This is a genomic window from Henriciella litoralis, from assembly GCF_002088935.1.
Classification (GTDB): domain Bacteria; phylum Pseudomonadota; class Alphaproteobacteria; order Caulobacterales; family Hyphomonadaceae; genus Henriciella; species Henriciella litoralis.
The window spans coordinates 253,491-271,332 of sequence record NZ_NCSS01000006.1 but is presented as its reverse complement, the minus strand read 5'-3'; the positions used below and the strand labels follow the sequence as shown (position 1 = coordinate 271,332).

At 58.1% G+C, this 17,842-nt stretch carries 20 protein-coding genes; 5 read left to right on the top strand and 15 right to left on the bottom strand.

The window, feature by feature from the left end:
- Positions 1–36: 36 nt before the first annotated feature.
- Complete coding sequence (locus B8783_RS04980) at positions 37–468, bottom strand: ferritin-like domain-containing protein (protein ID WP_084418691.1); 432 nt, start codon at positions 466–468, stop codon at positions 37–39.
- Positions 469–553: 85 nt separating this feature from the next.
- Positions 554–1,843, bottom strand: a complete 1,290-nt coding sequence (gene purD, locus B8783_RS04975) for a phosphoribosylamine--glycine ligase (protein WP_084421902.1) — start codon at positions 1,841–1,843, stop codon at positions 554–556.
- 156 nt (positions 1,844–1,999) lie between these two features.
- Here purD and B8783_RS04970 point away from each other — a divergent pair, with 156 nt between their 5' ends.
- Both B8783_RS04970 and xseA read left to right on the top strand, forming a co-directional pair.
- Complete coding sequence (locus tag B8783_RS04970) at positions 2,000–2,452, top strand: hypothetical protein (protein WP_084418690.1); 453 nt, start codon at positions 2,000–2,002, stop codon at positions 2,450–2,452.
- Positions 2,453–2,456: 4 nt separating this feature from the next.
- Positions 2,457–3,884: an exodeoxyribonuclease VII large subunit gene (gene xseA / locus B8783_RS04965; RefSeq protein ID WP_084418689.1), complete on the top strand. Its 1,428-nt coding sequence runs from the start codon at positions 2,457–2,459 to the stop codon at positions 3,882–3,884.
- 3 nt (positions 3,885–3,887) lie between these two features.
- Here the strand turns inward: xseA and B8783_RS04960 are convergent, their stop codons facing one another.
- The 3 genes from B8783_RS04960 to B8783_RS04950 all read right to left on the bottom strand — a co-directional run bounded on the left by B8783_RS04960 (position 3,888) and on the right by B8783_RS04950 (position 5,947).
- Positions 3,888–4,361 carry an NfeD family protein gene (locus tag B8783_RS04960; protein ID WP_084418687.1) on the bottom strand — a complete coding sequence of 158 codons (474 nt, stop codon included), beginning with the start codon at positions 4,359–4,361 and terminating at the stop codon, positions 3,888–3,890.
- A 2-nt stretch (positions 4,362–4,363) separates the two neighbouring features.
- The gene (locus tag B8783_RS04955) at positions 4,364–5,326 is read right to left on the bottom strand and encodes an SPFH domain-containing protein (RefSeq protein WP_084418685.1); all 963 of its coding nucleotides are present in this window, start codon (positions 5,324–5,326) and stop codon (positions 4,364–4,366) included.
- Positions 5,327–5,464: 138 nt separating this feature from the next.
- Positions 5,465–5,947 carry a peroxiredoxin gene (locus tag B8783_RS04950; RefSeq protein ID WP_084421900.1) on the bottom strand — a complete coding sequence of 161 codons (483 nt, stop codon included), beginning with the start codon at positions 5,945–5,947 and terminating at the stop codon, positions 5,465–5,467.
- A gap of 116 nt (positions 5,948–6,063) precedes the next feature.
- On the opposite strand from B8783_RS04950, the gene B8783_RS04945 reads away from it, so the two are divergent.
- The gene (locus B8783_RS04945; protein WP_084421898.1) at positions 6,064–6,624 is read left to right on the top strand and encodes a YqgE/AlgH family protein; all 561 of its coding nucleotides are present in this window, start codon (positions 6,064–6,066) and stop codon (positions 6,622–6,624) included.
- Between the two features lie 8 nt (positions 6,625–6,632).
- On the opposite strand, the gene B8783_RS04940 is transcribed toward B8783_RS04945, so the two are convergent.
- The 10 genes from B8783_RS04940 to coxB all read right to left on the bottom strand — a co-directional run bounded on the left by B8783_RS04940 (position 6,633) and on the right by coxB (position 15,649).
- A complete protein-coding gene (locus B8783_RS04940; protein WP_084418684.1) occupies positions 6,633–7,667 on the bottom strand; it encodes an EAL domain-containing protein in 1,035 nt (344 codons plus the stop codon).
- A gap of 39 nt (positions 7,668–7,706) precedes the next feature.
- The gene (gene thrC, locus B8783_RS04935; protein ID WP_084418682.1) at positions 7,707–9,092 is read right to left on the bottom strand and encodes a threonine synthase; all 1,386 of its coding nucleotides are present in this window, start codon (positions 9,090–9,092) and stop codon (positions 7,707–7,709) included.
- Positions 9,093–9,095: 3 nt separating this feature from the next.
- On the bottom strand, positions 9,096–9,785 hold the full coding sequence (locus B8783_RS04930; protein WP_084418681.1) for an SURF1 family cytochrome oxidase biogenesis protein: 690 nt from the start codon (positions 9,783–9,785) through the stop codon (positions 9,096–9,098).
- Positions 9,782–10,162, bottom strand: a complete 381-nt coding sequence (locus B8783_RS04925) for a DUF983 domain-containing protein (protein ID WP_084418679.1) — start codon at positions 10,160–10,162, stop codon at positions 9,782–9,784. The genes B8783_RS04930 and B8783_RS04925 overlap by 4 nt, the downstream gene beginning before the upstream one ends.
- Before the next feature lie 9 nt (positions 10,163–10,171).
- Complete coding sequence (locus B8783_RS04920; protein ID WP_084418677.1) at positions 10,172–11,047, bottom strand: cytochrome c oxidase subunit 3; 876 nt, start codon at positions 11,045–11,047, stop codon at positions 10,172–10,174.
- 71 nt (positions 11,048–11,118) lie between these two features.
- Complete coding sequence (locus B8783_RS04915; RefSeq protein ID WP_084418675.1) at positions 11,119–11,667, bottom strand: cytochrome c oxidase assembly protein; 549 nt, start codon at positions 11,665–11,667, stop codon at positions 11,119–11,121.
- Entirely contained in the window at positions 11,664–11,921 is a 258-nt protein-coding gene (locus B8783_RS04910; RefSeq protein ID WP_084418673.1) for a hypothetical protein, read from the bottom strand. Before B8783_RS04910 ends, B8783_RS04915 begins: the two co-directional genes overlap by 4 nt.
- Positions 11,918–12,886 carry a heme o synthase gene (gene cyoE / locus B8783_RS04905; RefSeq protein WP_084418671.1) on the bottom strand — a complete coding sequence of 323 codons (969 nt, stop codon included), beginning with the start codon at positions 12,884–12,886 and terminating at the stop codon, positions 11,918–11,920. Before cyoE ends, B8783_RS04910 begins: the two co-directional genes overlap by 4 nt.
- Positions 12,887–12,976: 90 nt before the next feature.
- Complete coding sequence (gene ctaD, locus B8783_RS04900; protein WP_084418669.1) at positions 12,977–14,674, bottom strand: cytochrome c oxidase subunit I; 1,698 nt, start codon at positions 14,672–14,674, stop codon at positions 12,977–12,979.
- Between the two features lie 21 nt (positions 14,675–14,695).
- Positions 14,696–15,649 carry a cytochrome c oxidase subunit II gene (gene coxB, locus B8783_RS04895; protein WP_084418667.1) on the bottom strand — a complete coding sequence of 318 codons (954 nt, stop codon included), beginning with the start codon at positions 15,647–15,649 and terminating at the stop codon, positions 14,696–14,698.
- 154 nt (positions 15,650–15,803) lie between these two features.
- Here coxB and B8783_RS04890 point away from each other — a divergent pair, with 154 nt between their 5' ends.
- Positions 15,804–16,358 (top strand): tetratricopeptide repeat protein, encoded by a 555-nt coding sequence (locus tag B8783_RS04890; protein WP_084418666.1) that lies wholly within the window; start codon positions 15,804–15,806, stop codon positions 16,356–16,358.
- Between the two features lie 45 nt (positions 16,359–16,403).
- The gene (gene tldD / locus B8783_RS04885; protein ID WP_084418664.1) at positions 16,404–17,807 is read left to right on the top strand and encodes a metalloprotease TldD; all 1,404 of its coding nucleotides are present in this window, start codon (positions 16,404–16,406) and stop codon (positions 17,805–17,807) included.
- Positions 17,808–17,842: the final 35 nt, after the last annotated feature.

Below are 17,842 nucleotides of genomic sequence, written 5' to 3'. Positions count from 1 at the left end.
CGACCGTTCGTTTAAACGAATGTCGCTTTAGCGAGATTACGACAGCTGGTCGGCAAAGTTCTCGCCATAACAGGCGGAAGACTTGGCGCGCCGGAGAAGCTCGCGGGCTTGAGCGTCGAGCTCTGTGTTCTCGAGCTTGTCGTCAATTTCCTTGGCGAGGTGCTCCTCACCAGTGTCGACGGCTTCCAGGGCGGCTTTCTCATCGTCGCGGAACATGGACGTGAAGTCTGCCCAGGCTCTGTGCATCGAGCCTGCAACTCCGCCACTCGTCTGCGGTTCGCCGCCATAAGCGCGGACTTGCGTCTGGAAGTCGTTGATAAGTGCGGTCCGCTCATTGGCGAGCGACTGGAACTTGGAACGTAGCGCGTAGCTATCGTCCGACATCTCGCACACCTTTTGATAGCCTTGCTGGCTATCAATCAGTGTTTTGATGACATCATTAAGGGCGTCAATATTTGGATTTTGCATTCTGCTGGTCCTTCAAGCGTTGCTATTGAAGAACCAACGGCCCTGCCGCTAACTGGTTGCGACCATTGCCCCAGATTAAAAATATTTATCCAAGCGCCCGTCGCCCGATGTCCTTGCGGAAGAAACCGTCAGGAAAGTCGATCTTCGCGACGCCATCATATGCGCCATCAATAGCCTGCTTCAGGTTCAGCGCTGTAGAAGCCACGCCAAGCACGCGCCCGCCTGTCGCCACAAGTTCACCAGAGGCTGTTTTATCCGTGCCGGCGTGGAAGACCGTGACACCATCAAGCTCATTGGCCGCTTCGACCCCCTTGATCACGCCGCCCTTAATCGGCGCTTCAGGATATCCCTTGGCCGCCATAACGACGATGGCGCTTGGCTCATAGTCGGAGAGCCCCATCATCTCGCACAAGGCGGCATGGCTTCCGACAAGCCCACCCGTTGAGCAAACCAGTAGCGCGGGGACGATATCGCCGGGCAAACCCGTCATCAGGATCTGACACTCCGGGTCACCAAAGCGGGCATTGAACTCAACGACTTTCGGGCCGCTCTCGGTCACCATGATGCCTACATAGAGGACGCCCTGATAGGGCATACCGTCTTCAGCCATGCCGGACAGCATCGGCTCCACGATCAGCGCCTGAACAAGCTCCATGGTGCGCGCATCAACAACGGGCGCTGGCGCATAGGCGCCCATGCCGCCTGTATTCGGCCCGGTATCCCCATCGCCGACCCGTTTGTGGTCCTGCGCCGGTGGCAGATAGATCGCCCCTTCGCCATCGGTCATGACGAAGATTGAGGCTTCTTCGCCCGTCATGAACTCTTCGATGACGATCTCGGTCGATGCATCACCGTATTTGCCGGTCATGAACTCCTCGACCGTATTCTCGGCGACTTCCAGCGTTTCCGCGATCACGACGCCCTTGCCGCCTGCCAGACCATCTGCCTTGATGACGTAAGGCGCACTCATCGTCTCAAGATAATCGAGCGCTTCGGTCAGGTCCGAAAACCGGCCATAGGCCGCGGTCGGCACGCCATACTTCTGCATCAGATCCTTGGCGAAGCCTTTAGAGCTTTCCAACTGGGCGGCTTGCTGGCTTGGTCCGAAGACATCAAATCCGCGCGCCCGCAGCGCATCGGAAACACCTGCCGCCAGCGGCGCCTCTGGGCCGATGATGATCAGGTCCGGCGTCAGCTGAAGCGCCAGTTCCTGCACGTCTTTCAGATTGGTCGGATCAATATCAAAACATGGGCCGATCTGGTCCATGCCGGGGTTTCCCGGCGCGCTGAACACTTCGTCCACCAAGGGTGACTGGCTGATTTTCCAGGCCAGCGAATGCTCGCGGCCGCCTGAACCAAGAATGAGGATTTTCATGAGGCGGGTGATGAACGCCGAACCTGCTGAGATCAAGTCCTTAATCAGCCTCTCTGGCAAATCTCGCGAGCACTAATGGATGGTCACAGATAAATTCACGGCAGACTGGACACTCCCCCTTGATGGATCGACCGTGATCAATGCAGGGTATCAGCAATGACAAGAAACGCTTCTCAATCGCGCCGAACCAACAGCCTTAGCGGCCTGTGGACAGGCTTCTATAGTTTCGATCTCACAGATGAAGCCATTGCGTTTACCGCATGGCTCTCTGAAGACGGCGGAACAATCACCGGCTCTGTCCTTGAGGAGGACTTTGACGGTCAAACGCCGGATGGTGAGTGCGAATCCGAGATTATCGGCCAGCGCTTCGGCCTGGATGTGCAGTTCACCAAGATTGAGGGGCCGCTCGCTGATGGAAACCATCGGCTGCTGCGCTATCACGGCGATACGGACCCCGACTGTTGCGTCGTCAGCGGCGTATGGTTCTTTGATGATCCGTCCGAATGGACAGGAACGTTCATGATGACCCGCATCTCGGGGGAATTGAAGGCGCGCGTCAGCACTGTTGCTGCCGGGCTGTCTGACCCTGACAAGAGCAGTCAAGGCTAATCACGTGACCGACACCCCCGCCTCGAACATCACAGAATTGACGGTTTCTGAACTTGCCGGAAGCCTCAAGAAGACCATCGAGACGAATTTCGATCATGTGCGCGTTCGCGGCGAACTTGGCCGTGTGACGATCGCCCGATCCGGCCACATGTATGCCGACATCAAGGACGACAAGGCGGTCCTCAACACAGTGATGTGGAAAGGCTCGGTCTCGCGCCTGCCCTTCAAGCCAGAGGAAGGTCTGGAAGTTGTCGCCGAAGGGCGGCTCTCCATCTATGCTGGCCGCTCAAACTATCAGATGATCGCGGACTTCATGCGCCCGGCCGGTGCCGGCGCGCTCATGGCGCTGTTGGAAGAGCGCAAGAAGAAGCTCGCCGCCGAAGGACTGTTCGACGAACGTCACAAAAAGCGCCTGCCCTATCTTCCGCGTACGGTCGGCGTCGTCACAAGCCCGACCGGTGCTGTGATCCGCGACATCCTTCACCGCATCCGTGAGCGCTTCCCCGTCCGCGTCATTCTCTGGCCTGCCCTCGTGCAGGGCGATTCCGCGGCCGGGCAGATCGAGGCTGCCATTCGCGGCTTCAATGCGATGACCGGCGATGACCGTCCCGATGTCTTGATCGTCGGGCGTGGCGGCGGCTCGATTGAGGACCTCTGGCCGTTCAACGAAGAGAACGTCGTCCGCGCAGCCTTCGAGAGCGAAATTCCACTGATCTCTGCCGTCGGCCACGAAACCGACACCACGCTCATCGACTACGTCTCCGATGCCCGCGCACCGACGCCGACCGGCGCCGCGGAAATCGCTGTACCCGTTCGCTCTGACCTTCTGCTGTCGATTGAAGAACGCGGCCAAAGCCTGAAACGCGCCCTCGCCCGCCGGGTGCGCCACGACCGCGACCGCCTGCGTGCCTCGCGCCTGCCGCGCCTTGAAACGCTGCTGACGCAAAAGAACCAGCGCATCGATCATCTGGATGCCAGCCTGCGCTCAGGCCTCTCCGGAGCCATCAAGTCCAAGCAGATCATCTTCGCACGTTCAGCCGGCAGGCTACGTATAGAGCCACTCAAACTTGAGGCCCGGCGCGCGCGTCAGGCGCTTGGCGAAGCGTCCAGTCGCGCGACGCCGGCATTGAAGCGAAAGATTGAGAGCCACAGAACGGCACTCGCCTCAAAAGCGAATTTGCTTCAGGCGCTCTCCTATCAGGCGACACTGGATCGCGGCTTTGCGATCGTCAAAGATGCGTCAGGCGACGTGCTGAGAACGAGCGACGGCCTTGCGCCAGGCCAGGCTCTATCGGTAACGCTGGCCGATGGCTCATTTGACGCTGAGGTCACGTCCGACTCTCAAAAGCCCAAACCAACGCCGAAAAAGCCCGCACCCGCGAAAACGCCTGCGCCGCCAAAACCGGACACGCCGCAGGGGAGTCTCTTCTAGCGATCAGGCCGCGCGAACTCTAAGCGCATTGCCCGCCGTCGCCTCAACGACCACATTCGCGCCAGCAACCGGATTGCTGCCATCTACGGTTTCAGCAGACCAGTCCGTATCGCCAAGACGTACGCGCCCGGCTCCAGCAACGAAATCGCTCATCGCCGTCCCGGTCTTTCCCACGGCGCGGCTCATTCGTTTGTTCAGCGTTGGGTGTTCAGCGGCGTTCATCCGTATATCGGCGAACACGGTTCGGCCGAAAACAAGCAGGCCGATCGACGCGACCGCGAAGAGGACAAGCTGTCCTTCCCAGCCGCTGATGCTTCCCGGTGCGATGGCGGCAAACACCGACGTCGCTGCTGCAGCAATCGCAATCCAGAGCAGATCGAACGTGCCAACGGCCATTTCGATTGCCAGCAGGATCAATCCAATACCTAGCCAGTGCCAGGCATTCGTCGGCCACATGAGATCAATCAGTGCATCCATGACTAGTCCCGCCCCCGCCGTGTTGGTGGCACCGCGCCGCCCGTCTGAGAACGACTAGCCGCAGCACTGTCGGTCAGGCCCTTGATGCCTTCAATCGTACCGATGATGGAGCTGAACTCCGCCGGGATGATGACCGTCTTTTGGCTCTGCGATGTCGCGAGCTTCTCAAACGCCATCACGTATTGCTGGCCGAGGAAGTAGTTGATCGCGTTGACGTCACCCTTGGCGATAGCTTCGGAGACCATGGCTGTCGCCTTGGCTTCAGCCTCTGCCTCACGCTCACGCGCTTCAGCGTCGCGGAACGCCGCTTCCCGTCGGCCCTCAGCCTCAAGGATCTGGCTCTGCTTGGCGCCTTCGGCTTTCAGGATGGCAGACTGCTTGTCGCCTTCCGCCGTGAGAATTTCCGCCCGTTTCAGACGTTCGGCCTTCATCTGGCGCGCCATAGCTTCGGTAATATCTGCTGGCGGTGTGAGATCGGCAATCTCGATCCGGGTAACCTTCACACCCCACGGATTGGTTGCGGCATCGACAACGTTCAGAAGCCGCGCATTGATCTCGTCGCGATTGGAGAGAACCTCATCAAGATCCATTGAACCAACAACTGTCCGGATGTTGGTCAGGGACAAATTTTCAATCGCGTTCTGAAGATTGTTCACTTCGTACGCGGCAGAAACCGGATCAATCACCTGGATGAAGACCACCGCGTCACACGACACCATGGCGTTATCCTTGGTGATGACTTCCTGCGTCGGGATATCCAGAACGCTTTCCATCATGTTCATGCGACGACCGATCCGCTGGTAGAACGGCACGATGAAATGCAGGCCCGGCGACAGCGTGTTGGTGTACCGGCCGAAATTCTCAACGGTGTAATTATAGCCCTGCGGGACGACCTTCACCGCAGACACCAGCAGCACCAGGCCAGCCACCGCGAGTATGACGGCGACGATATATGACGGTTCCATTTGATATCCCCTCTGCACTCTTTCTATCCACTATAGATCGGGCGCTTATCATCGTTTTTCAATAAGAAAAAAACGAAAAACGGCGCAAGGCTGATTTGCCCTGCGCCGTTTCTAAACTGCTTCGTATAATTGAGGGACTTAAATCTGGCCCAGCAGATAGTCAGCGCTCGAAACCTTGTATTCGCCGCCATCTTCCACGTTCAACTCTTCAACGACGCCGTCCTTGACGAGCATCGAATAGCGTTTGGAGCGGGCGCCCATACCAAAGCCTGTGGCGTCCATTTCCAGACCAAGCGCCTTGGCAAATGCGCCATTGCCGTCTGCCAGCATACGAACCTTGCCGCCCGTCTTGGCTTGCTCACCCCAGGCATTCATCACGAACACATCGTTGACGGACGTACAGACGATATCGTCGACACCCTTGCCGTGAAGCGCTTCCGCCTTCTCAATGAAACCGGGAAGATGCTTGGCTGAACATGTCGGCGTGAAAGCGCCGGGTACCGCGAAGAGCGCAACCGTCTTGCCGGCAAAGATATCGCCCGTCTTGCGCGGTTCCGGGCCGTTGTCGGTCATTTCCATGAGAACTGCGTCAGGCAGCTTTTCACCTTGTTTGATTGTCATTGTCATACTCCTCTGGATTTGCATGCTTCTTAAGCAACCTGTCTGCGCCTTTCAATCGGTCCTTGCCAATGGTCCGGGCATGGGTCAGCCTTGCGTTAACGAAAGGCGCAAGCTTCATGATTGAGGATCTGACTGGCAAAATCCTGATTTCAATGCCCGGCATTGAAGATTCAAGATTCGCGCGTGCGCTCATTCTCGTTTGCGCGCACGAACCAGATTACGCGATGGGCATCGTCCTGAACAAACCCATCGATGACCTAACCCTTCCACAACTGCTGACACAACTCGGGATCGAGCAGGATATTCGCCTCCCTGAGGACGCTGTACTGAGTGGTGGCCCAGTGGGGACTGATCGCGGCTTTGTGGTGCATACGGGCGACTTTCACTGCGACGGCGCCACGCTGGATATCAGCCACGATTTCTGCCTGACGGCCACAAAAGATATCCTGCTCGCGATCGCGTCCGGCGATGCGCCGCGCGAATCGGTGATGGCGCTCGGCTATTCCGGTTGGGGCGCAGGACAGCTGGAGGATGAAATTGCCTCTCACACCTGGATCGTTGGGGAACCGATACCCGACCTTGTCTACGGCGACAGCCATGACGGAAAATGGGCCCGCGCCCTGCAGCTTCTGGGGATTGATGCGGCCCGCCTGCATTCGAGTGGCGGAACCGCATAGCGATCTTCTCACGCTTTGAGGAACGCTGAGGCCTGATCGGCCCCAACCGGTTTTGAAAACGCAAAACCCTGCGCATAGTCGAACCCAAGCCCGCGCAATGTCTTGATCATGCCGAGATCCTCAATGCCCTCAGCCGTTGAGCTCATACCCAGTTTCGCGGCAATTTCTGTGACCCCCTGAAGAATGGTCTCAACTCTCGGCTTGTCGAGTTGCCGGATGAGCTCCGCATCAACTTTCAAACCATCTGCCGGCAACGCCGCGAGCCATGAAAAAGACGAATGGCCTGAGCCGAAATCATCGAGAATGAGCCCTGCTCCGGCCGCTCTCAGCGTTTCAACTACTTCAAGAGCCTGCATGGCATCCCTAAGGGCGGCTTGCTCTGTCAACTCAATGCGCAGCTGACCAGGCTCAAACCCATGGCCTGAGACAAGCGCTGCAACCAGATCGGGTATGTCCGGTCGCGCAAGATCCCGGCCGGTCAAATTGACGTTGACGAAAACGTCTTTCCCGGGCGCAGATGAGCACCATTTCGCCAAAGCTTCGCTGGCGCGTATCAGCATACTCGGCGCAAGAGCTTCGTCGCCTGTTCCATCTGAGCCAGAATGATTGCCGGGGGCATTGCCTTGCCAACGCGCGAGCGCCTCAAAGCCGGCAATCTCGCCAGTCGACAGCGACACAATCGGCTGAAATACCGCCTCAAGCGCCGGTCCTGGGCTGCTTCTGATCTCGTCATGGCGGCGATACGCTTTGAGAAGTGAGCCCGAGCCGTTCCCGTTCTCAGCAAAATGCCCCACCATGCGAACGATTTTTCCGTCCGAAAGCGACAGCGAACACAGGAGGTGACGATAATCCTCCTGCTTCATTTCCAAAGCCTGACGCAATCGGCGCAGGCTCAATCCGTCGAGAACATGACCGATCGACTGTAAGGACCAAACGCCCGCAATTTCATCTAGTCCGGCAGACGTCTGGGTTTCGATAGACAGCTTGTTGGTCGTAGCATCCCACGACCAGCTACCCGCTGAAATATCCGAATCCTTAACCATGCTGGAAGCCTAGTGCGGCACGGCCCCGCTGGCGAGTAGTCAGTCGCGCTGCCTTTGGCGAATATAGTCGCGTACCACTGTCGGGTCAGAGCTGAGGCGATCAAAGACCTCAGGGCGATCAGCGACATTTGCAACACGTGCCGGCAAAGGCGCGTCGGCGCCCGTCGCCTCAAGGACGGTTTCGGGGAACTTCGCCGCATGCGCCGTCGACAGCACCACAATAGTGGCGTCATCATCGCCGAACAACTGACGGGCCACCTGCGTGCCAACCGCCGTATGCGGGCAAATCAGCCAACCTGTCTCCTGGAGCAGCTTCCGCATCTCATCGAGTGTCGTTGAGTTTGAGACCGATTGGGCGGAGAGACCGCTACAGGACAGTGGTCCACGGATCTTTTCCGGCAGCTCAACGTCGCCGGATTGCGCAAACCCGGCATAGATCTGCCGGATAGCCTCCGGGTCACGACCTGATACCTCAAACGCGATACGCTCAAAGTTGCTCGGCACGGAGATATCCATTGCCGGGCTTGGGGTCGCAATGGCTGGCGTGCGCACCATGCGGCCGCTTTCGAACAGAGTCTTCAGCGTCTCGTTTTCATTGACAGCGCAAACAGCTTCAAAGCCATTCAGCAATCCACATCGCGCGGCGACATAGCCAGCCAGCGCATCGCCCATGTTCCCGCTGGGCACGATGAACTTCAATGGGCGGTCAGAGCCAAGCGCAGCCTGGGCCGTCGCGTAGTAGACCGACTGCGCCGCAATTCTCGCCCAGTTGATCGAGTTGACGCCCGATAGTCCGGTCTCATCCACGAAATCGCGATCGGCAAACAAGGACTTCACAATCGACTGACAGGCATCGAAATCACCATCAATCGCGATGTTGTGAACGTTGGACGCGCCCGTCGTCGTCATGAAAAGGCGCTGAACCGGTGAAACACGCTCAAACGGATGCAGAATGAAAAGATCGACCTGTGAGGCACCCGCGAACGCCGCCGCAGCAGCGCCGCCTGTGTCGCCAGACGTCGCGCAGGTCACGCTCATCCGCGCGCCGCGCGCCGCGAGGACATGATCAAACAACTGCGCGATTAGCTGCATCGCAATGTCTTTGAATGCCAGCGTGGGGCCGTGATGCAATTCCATGATGAACGCATTCGATCCCCACTGGACCAGCGGCGCGACGGACTGATGCGCAAAGCCTGCATAGGCGCGCTCGCAGATGCCGTTGATTTCGTCGGTAGTGAGTTCGCCGTCTGCAAACGCCGCGATAACGCGTGATGCGACGGACACATATGATTCCTTCGGGCCTGCCGGCTCAATGCGCGGCCAGAATTCAGGGACGTAAAGCCCGCCATCCGGCGCCAGCCCAGCCAGGCAAGCGTCAACAAATCCGACCGGGCTCGCCTGCCCGCGGGTTGAGATGAATTTCATGCCCTAGTCCTTGAACTTCAAACGGCCTTGCGAATGATGGAACGCCAGATAAACGACGAGCAGACCTGCGCCAAGCCCCCACCAGGTGAGTGCGTAACCGAAATGGCGTTCCGGTGGCAATGGGTCTCGCGGTCGCTCGAAGGCGTATGGATTGTCGGTTCGCCTCGACCGCGACGCATCTTCGGCAAGCCGGAGCGTGATCAGATCTGGCTCCACAACCCGGGCATTCGACTGCTCATATCCTAGCCGAGCCAAAAGCTTTGATGAATCGAAGCCGTACCACTGATTCTCTTCGGGCGAGCTCGCACTCGACATGCTGGTCTTGTGCGCTGGGCGCGTAAAGACGTTCGCCCGGCGCAAATATGGTCCCGTATCCGATATGGGCAGCTGCACGGGCGCTGTGCCCGATGTCGCATCCCAGAGCACGAGCACAATGTCGCCCTGCCCGTCGATCCGGCCGGGGACGTACCGGCGCCACACCGCCTCGCCATCCACGATCCCGTAGACCTGCTGGGCCATGCCGGGATTGCTCGTATCAATTTCAACAGTCACATCAGAAAACTGGGCCTGTTGTTCCGGCGCACTATTCAGCTTTTCGCTGTATCGCCCGTACTGCCAGTTTCCCAGCACAATGAGAATTATCAGGCTCACCAGGGTGAACACTGAAAGAATCGGCATTGGCTTGAAGGTCATGACCCGCTGTCATCCTTGTCGACCCAGGAGGCCTGAGACGCGTCATTCTTCCATTGCAGCGCAAACATCAGCGATTTGAACGGTCGCAGCAGCAAAACGGCCAGCAGAACAATCACGGGAGTCCAGATCAGGAGATGTACCCAGACGGGCGGCGAAAACAGCGCCTGCACCAACAAGACTGGGGGCATGATCAATATGCCCAGAAGAAACATCACGAAAAAGGCGGGCCCGTCTCCGGCATCAGCCTTTGAGAAGTCAGCGCCGCACGCGGTACAGCGCGGCGCCAACTCCAGATAGGATTTGAAAACGGGGCCTTCACCACAGGCCGGGCACCGGCAGCCGAGCCCAGCACTAATGGGTGAAATGCGTCGTGACATACCGTCCGGCTAGTGCCCCAGCACGAGATACGGAATGACGTACACAAAGGCGAACAGGAACAGCCAGACGACGTCAACGAAGTGCCAGTACCAGGCCGCAAACTCAAAGCCGAGATGTTTCTTCGCGCTCATTCCGCCCGTCATGAGACGAACGAGGCAGACGAACAGGAAGATCGTACCGATGACAACGTGGGCGCCATGAAAGCCGGTCGCCATAAAGAAGGCAGAGCCGTAGATCGTCCCGTCATAGGTGAAACCAGCATGGGTGTATTCGAGGACCTGAAGTCCTGTGAAAGCGAGACCAAGCACAACGGTAAGCGCAAGCATGCTGATCGCCGTCTTGCGGTTGTCATGCTGAAGCGCATGGTGCGCGGCCGTCACAGTTGTACCAGACAGCAAAAGCACCAGCGTGTTCATCAGCGGCAGGTGGAACGGATCGAACAGTTCGACACCAGCAGGTGGCCACTGGCCGCCGACAGCCTGAAGCGCCTCAGCGTATAGCGGGTTAGATGCATCATACGAAGCGCCGATACGGGCACTGTGGAAAATCGCAAATTCGAAAAAGCCCCAGAACCACGCAACGAAGAACATGATTTCCGACGCGATAAACAGGATCATGCCATATTTCAGACCGATCTGGACAACCGGCGTGTGATCACCTTCGCGGCCTTCCTTGATGACTTCGCCCCACCAGCCGAACATGACGTAACCGACGCAGAGGAAGCCGAAGAGCAGCAACCACGGCGTTCCCTCGGGCATGCCGAAAAGGCCTTTCATGAATGTAACGGCGCCCAGCGCCAGAACGATCATCGCCATGGACCCGAGCAACGGCCATGGTGATGGGTTCACAAGGTGGTAGTCGTGTTTCACTTCGTCGTGTGCCATGGCCCGGAATCCCTCGAGTCTTCCCAATTATTGGCGCCTTTTAGCCCGCGCCGCTCTAGAGTCGCAACAGTTCAATTGAGTGCAGCCGAATTCGCCGCACCTTCAAAGCTGTCAGTTTGATAAAAAGTATAGGACAGCGTTATCGTACGCACATCCGCCATATTGCTTTCGTCGTCCATGTCAGGTGACAAAAAATAGACGACAGGCAGTTTTTTCGTCTCGCCCGCCTTGATGATCCGCTCCGTGAAGCAGAAACACTCCAGCTTGTTGAAGTAGAGGCCTGCTTTGTGCGGCGTCACATTGTAGGACGCCATCAGGCTCACATCACGGTCGGACGTGTTTGTCGCCTCGTAAAAAGCAAGACCATGCTCGCCGAGCCGGATCTTCATGCTTGTTTGCAGAGGACGGAACAGGATTGGCGCACCGGCGACATTGGCGTCAAACCGGACCTCGATCTCTCGTTCCAGTATATCCGTCGGGGCAGCTTCAGCGATTTGCGTGGTGCCACCATATCCGGTCACGCGGCAGAATGTGTCGTAGAGCGGCTTGGATGCAAAGGCGAGGCCGAGCATTCCGACGCAGATCGCGCCAAAACCGATTCCAATCGTACTGTTCTTCATCCTGGGCTCCCCTCATCGGCGGGCGCCGCATTCTCAGGCAGCTCAGGCGCAGGCTGGCTTTGCGGCTTCGGATCGTTGCGCCAGTAAAGGCCGCCATCCGGCCCCAGATCTGAATCACCAAGGCGTATAACGGTCGTCACCCCGACCAGAACCACAAACGCAAAGAGCGCGAGTGCCAGCCAGATATTGCGGCGGTTCTGGGCCTTGCGGGATGCTTCATCCAGCTTGACCGGGACAATTGGCTCTTCGCTCATGACGTCACCAGGATTGGAAAGAACAGCCCGAAGCCATGCTCAACAATGAGCGCCGCGAACAGCACAAACAGGTACAGGATTGAATAGGCAAATAGCCCCTTCGCGCGCTTGAGATCGGCGGTCGGTGCACCAGCATCGCCCGCCTCACTGCGCCAGACTCCAAAGGCCAGCCAGAGGAACCCTGCGCCAAGCAGCGTCGCAGTGATGCCGTAGATCCAGCCCCCAAGACCGGTCAGCACCGGCAATACAGCCAGCGGTGCCAGCAGGATCGAATATCCTAGAATATGATTACGCGTGGTTTTCGCACCATGCGTGACCGGCAGCATCGGCACATCTGCCTTTGCATATTCGCCATGCGCCAGAAGGCTGAGCGCCCAGAAGTGCGGCGGTGTCCAGAAAAAGATGATCGCAAACAGCAACCAGGCATCCAGCGGCGCATTGCCCGTGACTGCGGCCCAACCGATGACGGGGGGAAATGCGCCAGCAGCGCCTCCGACCACAATATTCTGTGGCGTGCGCCGTTTGAGCAGCATTGTGTAGAACCAGCCATAATAGGCGATCGAGACAGCAAGCAGAATGGCAGCGAGCGGATTGGACGCGAGCCACATCAGCAGGACCGAAACGCCCGACATGATGAGGCCCATGGCCAGCGCCTCATCGCGTGGCACCGCGCCTGATGGGATGGGCCGCGTCGACGTGCGCTTCATGACGGCATCGATGTCGGCGTCATACCACATATTTATGGCGCCAGCCGCCCCGGAACCGAGCGCAACAGCAAGGGTCGCAATGGCTGCCATGACAGGATTCATCGCGATGCCGGTAACGCCTTGAGCCGAGACGAGTCCGGCAAAAGCGGTAAAAACCACCAGCATCATGATGCGCGGCTTCATCAGCTGCAGGTAATCTCCGGCCGTCGCATAACGGACCGGTTCAGGCTTGGTATCCATCATATCCACGTGAGACATCTCTCAATCCATCCTGAAACTTAGTGGAAACGGCCCTCTGCGCCACTGACGCAAAGGGCCGCCCCGCAATGTCTAACTCTTCGGCGACCTTTAGTGGTGCGACTCTGGCTTCACTTCCGGCAGCTCGTTGAACTGGTGGAATGGCGGCGGCGAAGGCAGCGTCCACTCCAGCGTCGTTGCGCCTTCACCCCATGGGTTACCATGTCCGTGCGCATCAACAGTTGCCTTGCGACGGCGGACGGCGGCTTCAATGACACCGACGAAGAAGAGCAGCGTTGCAACCATGGTCACCGCATAGCCCATCGAGGACCAGAAGTGCCAGGTGGCGAAGCCGTCAGCATAGTCAATGTACCGGCGAGGCATGCCGTTCAGGCCGAGGAAGTGCTGCGGGAAGAACAGCAGGTTCGAACCAAGGAACATCGTCCAGAAGTGCGCATAACCAATGGTCTTGTTGTACTTCACGCCGAACATTTTCTCGAACCAGTAGTACCAGCCTGCAAACAGACCGAACACTGCACCGAGCGAGAGCACGTAGTGGAAGTGAGCCACAACATAATAGGTGTCGTGCAGCGCATGGTCGATACCGGCATTGGCGAGAACAACCCCCGTCACACCACCGACGGTGAACAGGAAGATGAAGCCGATGGCCCAAACCATAGGCACTTCGAAATCGATCGAACCGCCCCACATCGTTGCAATCCACGAGAAAATCTTGATGCCGGTTGGCACGGCGATCACCATCGTCGCGGCCACGAAGTAAGCCTTCATGTCCGATGGCATACCAACGGTGTACATGTGGTGAGCCCAGACAACGAAGCCAATCGCACCGATGGACACCATGGCGTAGGCCATGCCGAGATAGCCGAAGACAGGCTTTTTCGAGAAGGTCGACACGATGTGCGAGATGATACCGAAAGCCGGCAGGATCATGATGTAGACTTCAGGGTGACCGAAGAACCAGAAAAGGTGCTGGAACATGATTGGGTCACCGCCGCCTGACGGATCAAAGAATTGCGAACCGAAATTGCGGTCCGTCAGAAGCATTGTCAGCGCGCCGGCCAGAACAGGCAGAGACAGAAGCAGCAGGACAGCCGTCACCAGAACAGACCAAGCGAAAAGCGGCATCTTGTGCAGGGTCATGCCCGGTGCGCGCATATTCAGGATCGTCACGATGAAGTTGATGGCACCAAGAATGGACGCGATACCGGCCGTGTGAAGCGCCAGGATCAGAAGGTCCATCGAAGGACCAGGGTGACCTGTTGCGCTCGACAGAGGCGGATACAGCACCCAGCCGCCACCAAAACCGAGGAAGCTACCGGTGCCAGGGATGACCATGGAGATACAGGCCATCACGAAGGCCGCAACGGTCAGCCAGAACGAGATGTTGTTCATCCGCGGGAACGCCATGTCTGGCGCGCCGATCATTAGCGGGACAAACCAGTTACCAAAACCACCGATCAGCGCAGGCATAACCATGAAGAAGATCATGATCAGGCCGTGATACGTGATCACCGTGTTGTAGAAGTGCTTGGCGTGCTCAATGGCCTGGTCGCCCTGATAGCCGAAGAACTCCATGATACTGGTCATCGGACCAATACCCGGCTCTGCGAGCTCCCAACGAATCAGACCGGACAGCGTATATCCGACGATACCCGCAGTAATTGCGAATACGAGATAAAGCGTCCCGATGTCCTTGTGGTTCGTAGACAGGAACCAGCGAGTAAAGAAGCCCGGCTTGTGGTCGTGGGCGTGGTCGTCATGAGCGACTGAGACTTGATCCATTGCCATGTCAGAAATTCCCTCTGGGTCCTATTGGGCCTGAGCGAGGCGCGTCGAAGCGCCCGTCGGCTCTTGGCTAGATGCAACGATTGCTGGACGGACGGCATCGAAAGTAGCGTCGAAGTCGTCGCCTGCTTTGAGGCCGTCGATCCAGGCTTGGTATTGTTCAGGCTCAACAACGCGAACCTCGATCGGCATGAAGGCGTGGTCCTTACCGCAAAGTTCGGAACACTGGCCAAAGTAAACGCCAGGCTCTTCAACGAGGAACCAGCCCTCATTGAGGCGGCCAGGAACGGCGTCAGTCTTCACCCCGAACGCCGGAACGGTCCACGAGTGAATGACGTCTGAAGCCGCTGTCTGATAGCGCACATACCGATTCGCTGGCAGCACCAGCGGATAGTCGGTCGCAAGGTTGCGCGGGCCGTTTACAGGATTGGTGTTGTCATTGCTCAGGCCGCGCTGAAGCGGGTTGGACACGTACTCAACCGGGTAGCCGCCGCTGTCGAGCTCATCCGGGAAGGAGTAAGTCCAGTTCCACTGGTTGCCCTGCGCCTTTACCGTGACCCAACCTTCAGCTGCAGCTTCCGGGTAGATGTTCGGATTGTCCGAATCAGATGCCGCAATCTTTTCGAGGTCCGGCTGGTTCTCCTGATAGAAAAGGTTGGAGAAAGATGGACCGGCAATTGCCACGAGAATAAGAACAGGCACGACCGTCCAGACGATTTCGACAGCCGTGTTGTGGCTGAACTTGCGAGCAACCGGATTGGATTTCCGGCTATACTTGAGACAAACCCAGATCAGCAGTGCCAGAACGAAGAGCGTAATGACCGTAATGATCACCAACACACCGAAGTGGAAGTGGTGAATCCGCTCTGCGATACGCGTCGCAGCGGGTTGGAAATTGATCGCGCCAGCTTCTGGCTGCGCGGCGTTTGCGAACATGCCGAATGGCAAAATCGAAAGAAGAGCGATTAAAAAACGCACAGCCCGACTCCTTAGTGATGCTTTGAGCCTTGCAATAGCTACACTCACAGCGCGCGTCCACCCACCCCATCAGTGTTTTCGAATATGTCGCAGCTTATTCGCAAGAGTTCCCATTCGCGCTACATTCAACTCACTAAGTCAGGAGAACAGGAAAATGCACCGCATACTTTTGACGCTCGCCGCGACAGTCTTGGCCGCTGGCGCCGCCAGCGCGCAGGTCTTTGTCGTTGGCAGCGGCCTGGCTAAGGAATGTTACGATCTGGCCCGCGAAAACAACTATATGTACCGAACGGCTGAAGAGACCTGCACACGGGCGCTTCGTGAGGAGACTCTCACCCGCAAGAACAGAGCAGCGACCTATGTGAACCGCGGCGTCATTCGCATGCGCGAAGGCGAGTATGAGCAATCACTGTCTGATTATTCCAACGCAATTTCGCTGGAGCCAGAGCTCGGCGCGGCCTATCTCAATGAGGGCGCGGCACATATCTATAGGAAAGACTTCCAATCTGCCCTCGTTCCGCTGAACAAGGCCATCGAGCTGGAAACAACCGATATATTCGCAGCCTACTATAATCGTGCGATTGCGCGGGAAAATACGGGCGACGTGCCTGGCGCTTTCTTCGACTTCCAGAAGGCCCTAGAGCTCAAGCCGGATTGGGAGCTTGCAAAAAGGCAACTCGCGCGCTTTTCCGTAGATGAGCAACAGTAGCAGCCGGGGCTTGTGCCAGGCGAGCTGAGTGACCATTGTCAGGTCATGTTAGAAAACCAGCTCCCCTTCGATCAAAACGATGCCGCCAAAATACTCGCTGACGCCTGTGAGGGCGCCGATGATGGCGACATTTACGTCCAGCGCTCACGCTCGGAAAACTTTGTCTACGATGATGGCCGACTGAAATCGGCCGCCTTCGACACGAGCCAGGGCTTCGGCTTGCGCGTCATTGCTGGCGAAACCAGCGGCAGCGCCCATGCAGGAGAGCTGACGATTGACGCGATTCGCCGCGCCGCTTCGACGGCCTCGGCTGCCAAGCGCGGCTATTCTGGCACGCTCGATATCGGTCCACAGCCGGTAAACCGTCGGCTCTACGCGCCAATCGATCCAACAGAAGCGCCAGGCTTCTCCGTCAAGACTGAACTCCTCGCTGAAATCGACGCCTGGGTACGGGCGCGCGATCCTCGCGTGGTTCAGGTCTCTGTCTCACTCGCTGGCAGTCATCAGGAGATCGACGTCCTCCGCCCGGCCGGCGAGAGCTTTCACGATGTGCGCCCACTCGTGCGCCTGAATATCTCCGTTACGCTGGAAAAGGATGGCCGCCGCGAATCGGCGTCTGCAGGCGCCGGTGGCCGCGCCGAATATGCCGAATGGATCGCCCCTGCCCGCTGGAAAGCCATGGCAGAGCGCGCTCTGAAGAAAGCCGAGATCAACCTCGAATCAATTCCTGCCCCGGCTGGCGAAATGGAAGTCGTGCTCGGGCCAGGCTGGCCTGCCGTCCTGCTCCATGAAGCCGTCGGCCATGGTCTCGAAGGCGATTTCAACCGCAAACAATCCAGCGTCTATGCTGGCAAGATCGGCGAGCAGGTCGCGGCCAAGGGCGTCACCGTGATCGACGACGGCACAATTGAAGCACGCCGCGGCTCTCTCTCCTTCGACGATGAAGGCACACCGACGCAGCGTACGGTGCTCATCGAGGACGGGATCCTCAAAGGCTACATGCAGGACCGCCAGAACGCCCGCCTCATGGGGATGGCACCGACAGGGAATGGTCGCCGCGAATCCTATGATTCGTCGATCATGCCGCGCATGACCAATACGGTCATGGCTGGCGGCAAGGACGACCCGGAAGAAATCGTCAAATCGATGAAGCGTGGCATCTGGGCTGTCGATTTCGGCGGCGGCCAGGTCGACATCACCTCTGGCAACTTCGTGTTCCAATGCACCGAGGCCTATCTCGTCGAGAACGGCAAAGTCGTCGCGCCAGTCAAGAACGCCACCCTCATTGGCCATGGCCCAACCGTGCTCAACAAGGTGTCGATGATCGGTAATGATTTCGCGATGGATGATGGCGTCGGCACGTGCGGCAAGGCGGGGCAAACCGTGCCTGTCGGCGTCGGTCAGCCAACGCTCAAGATCGACGCGATAACCGTTGGCGGTGCGGGTTAGAAGACAGGAACATCAAATCGGACGTCACGGACCGC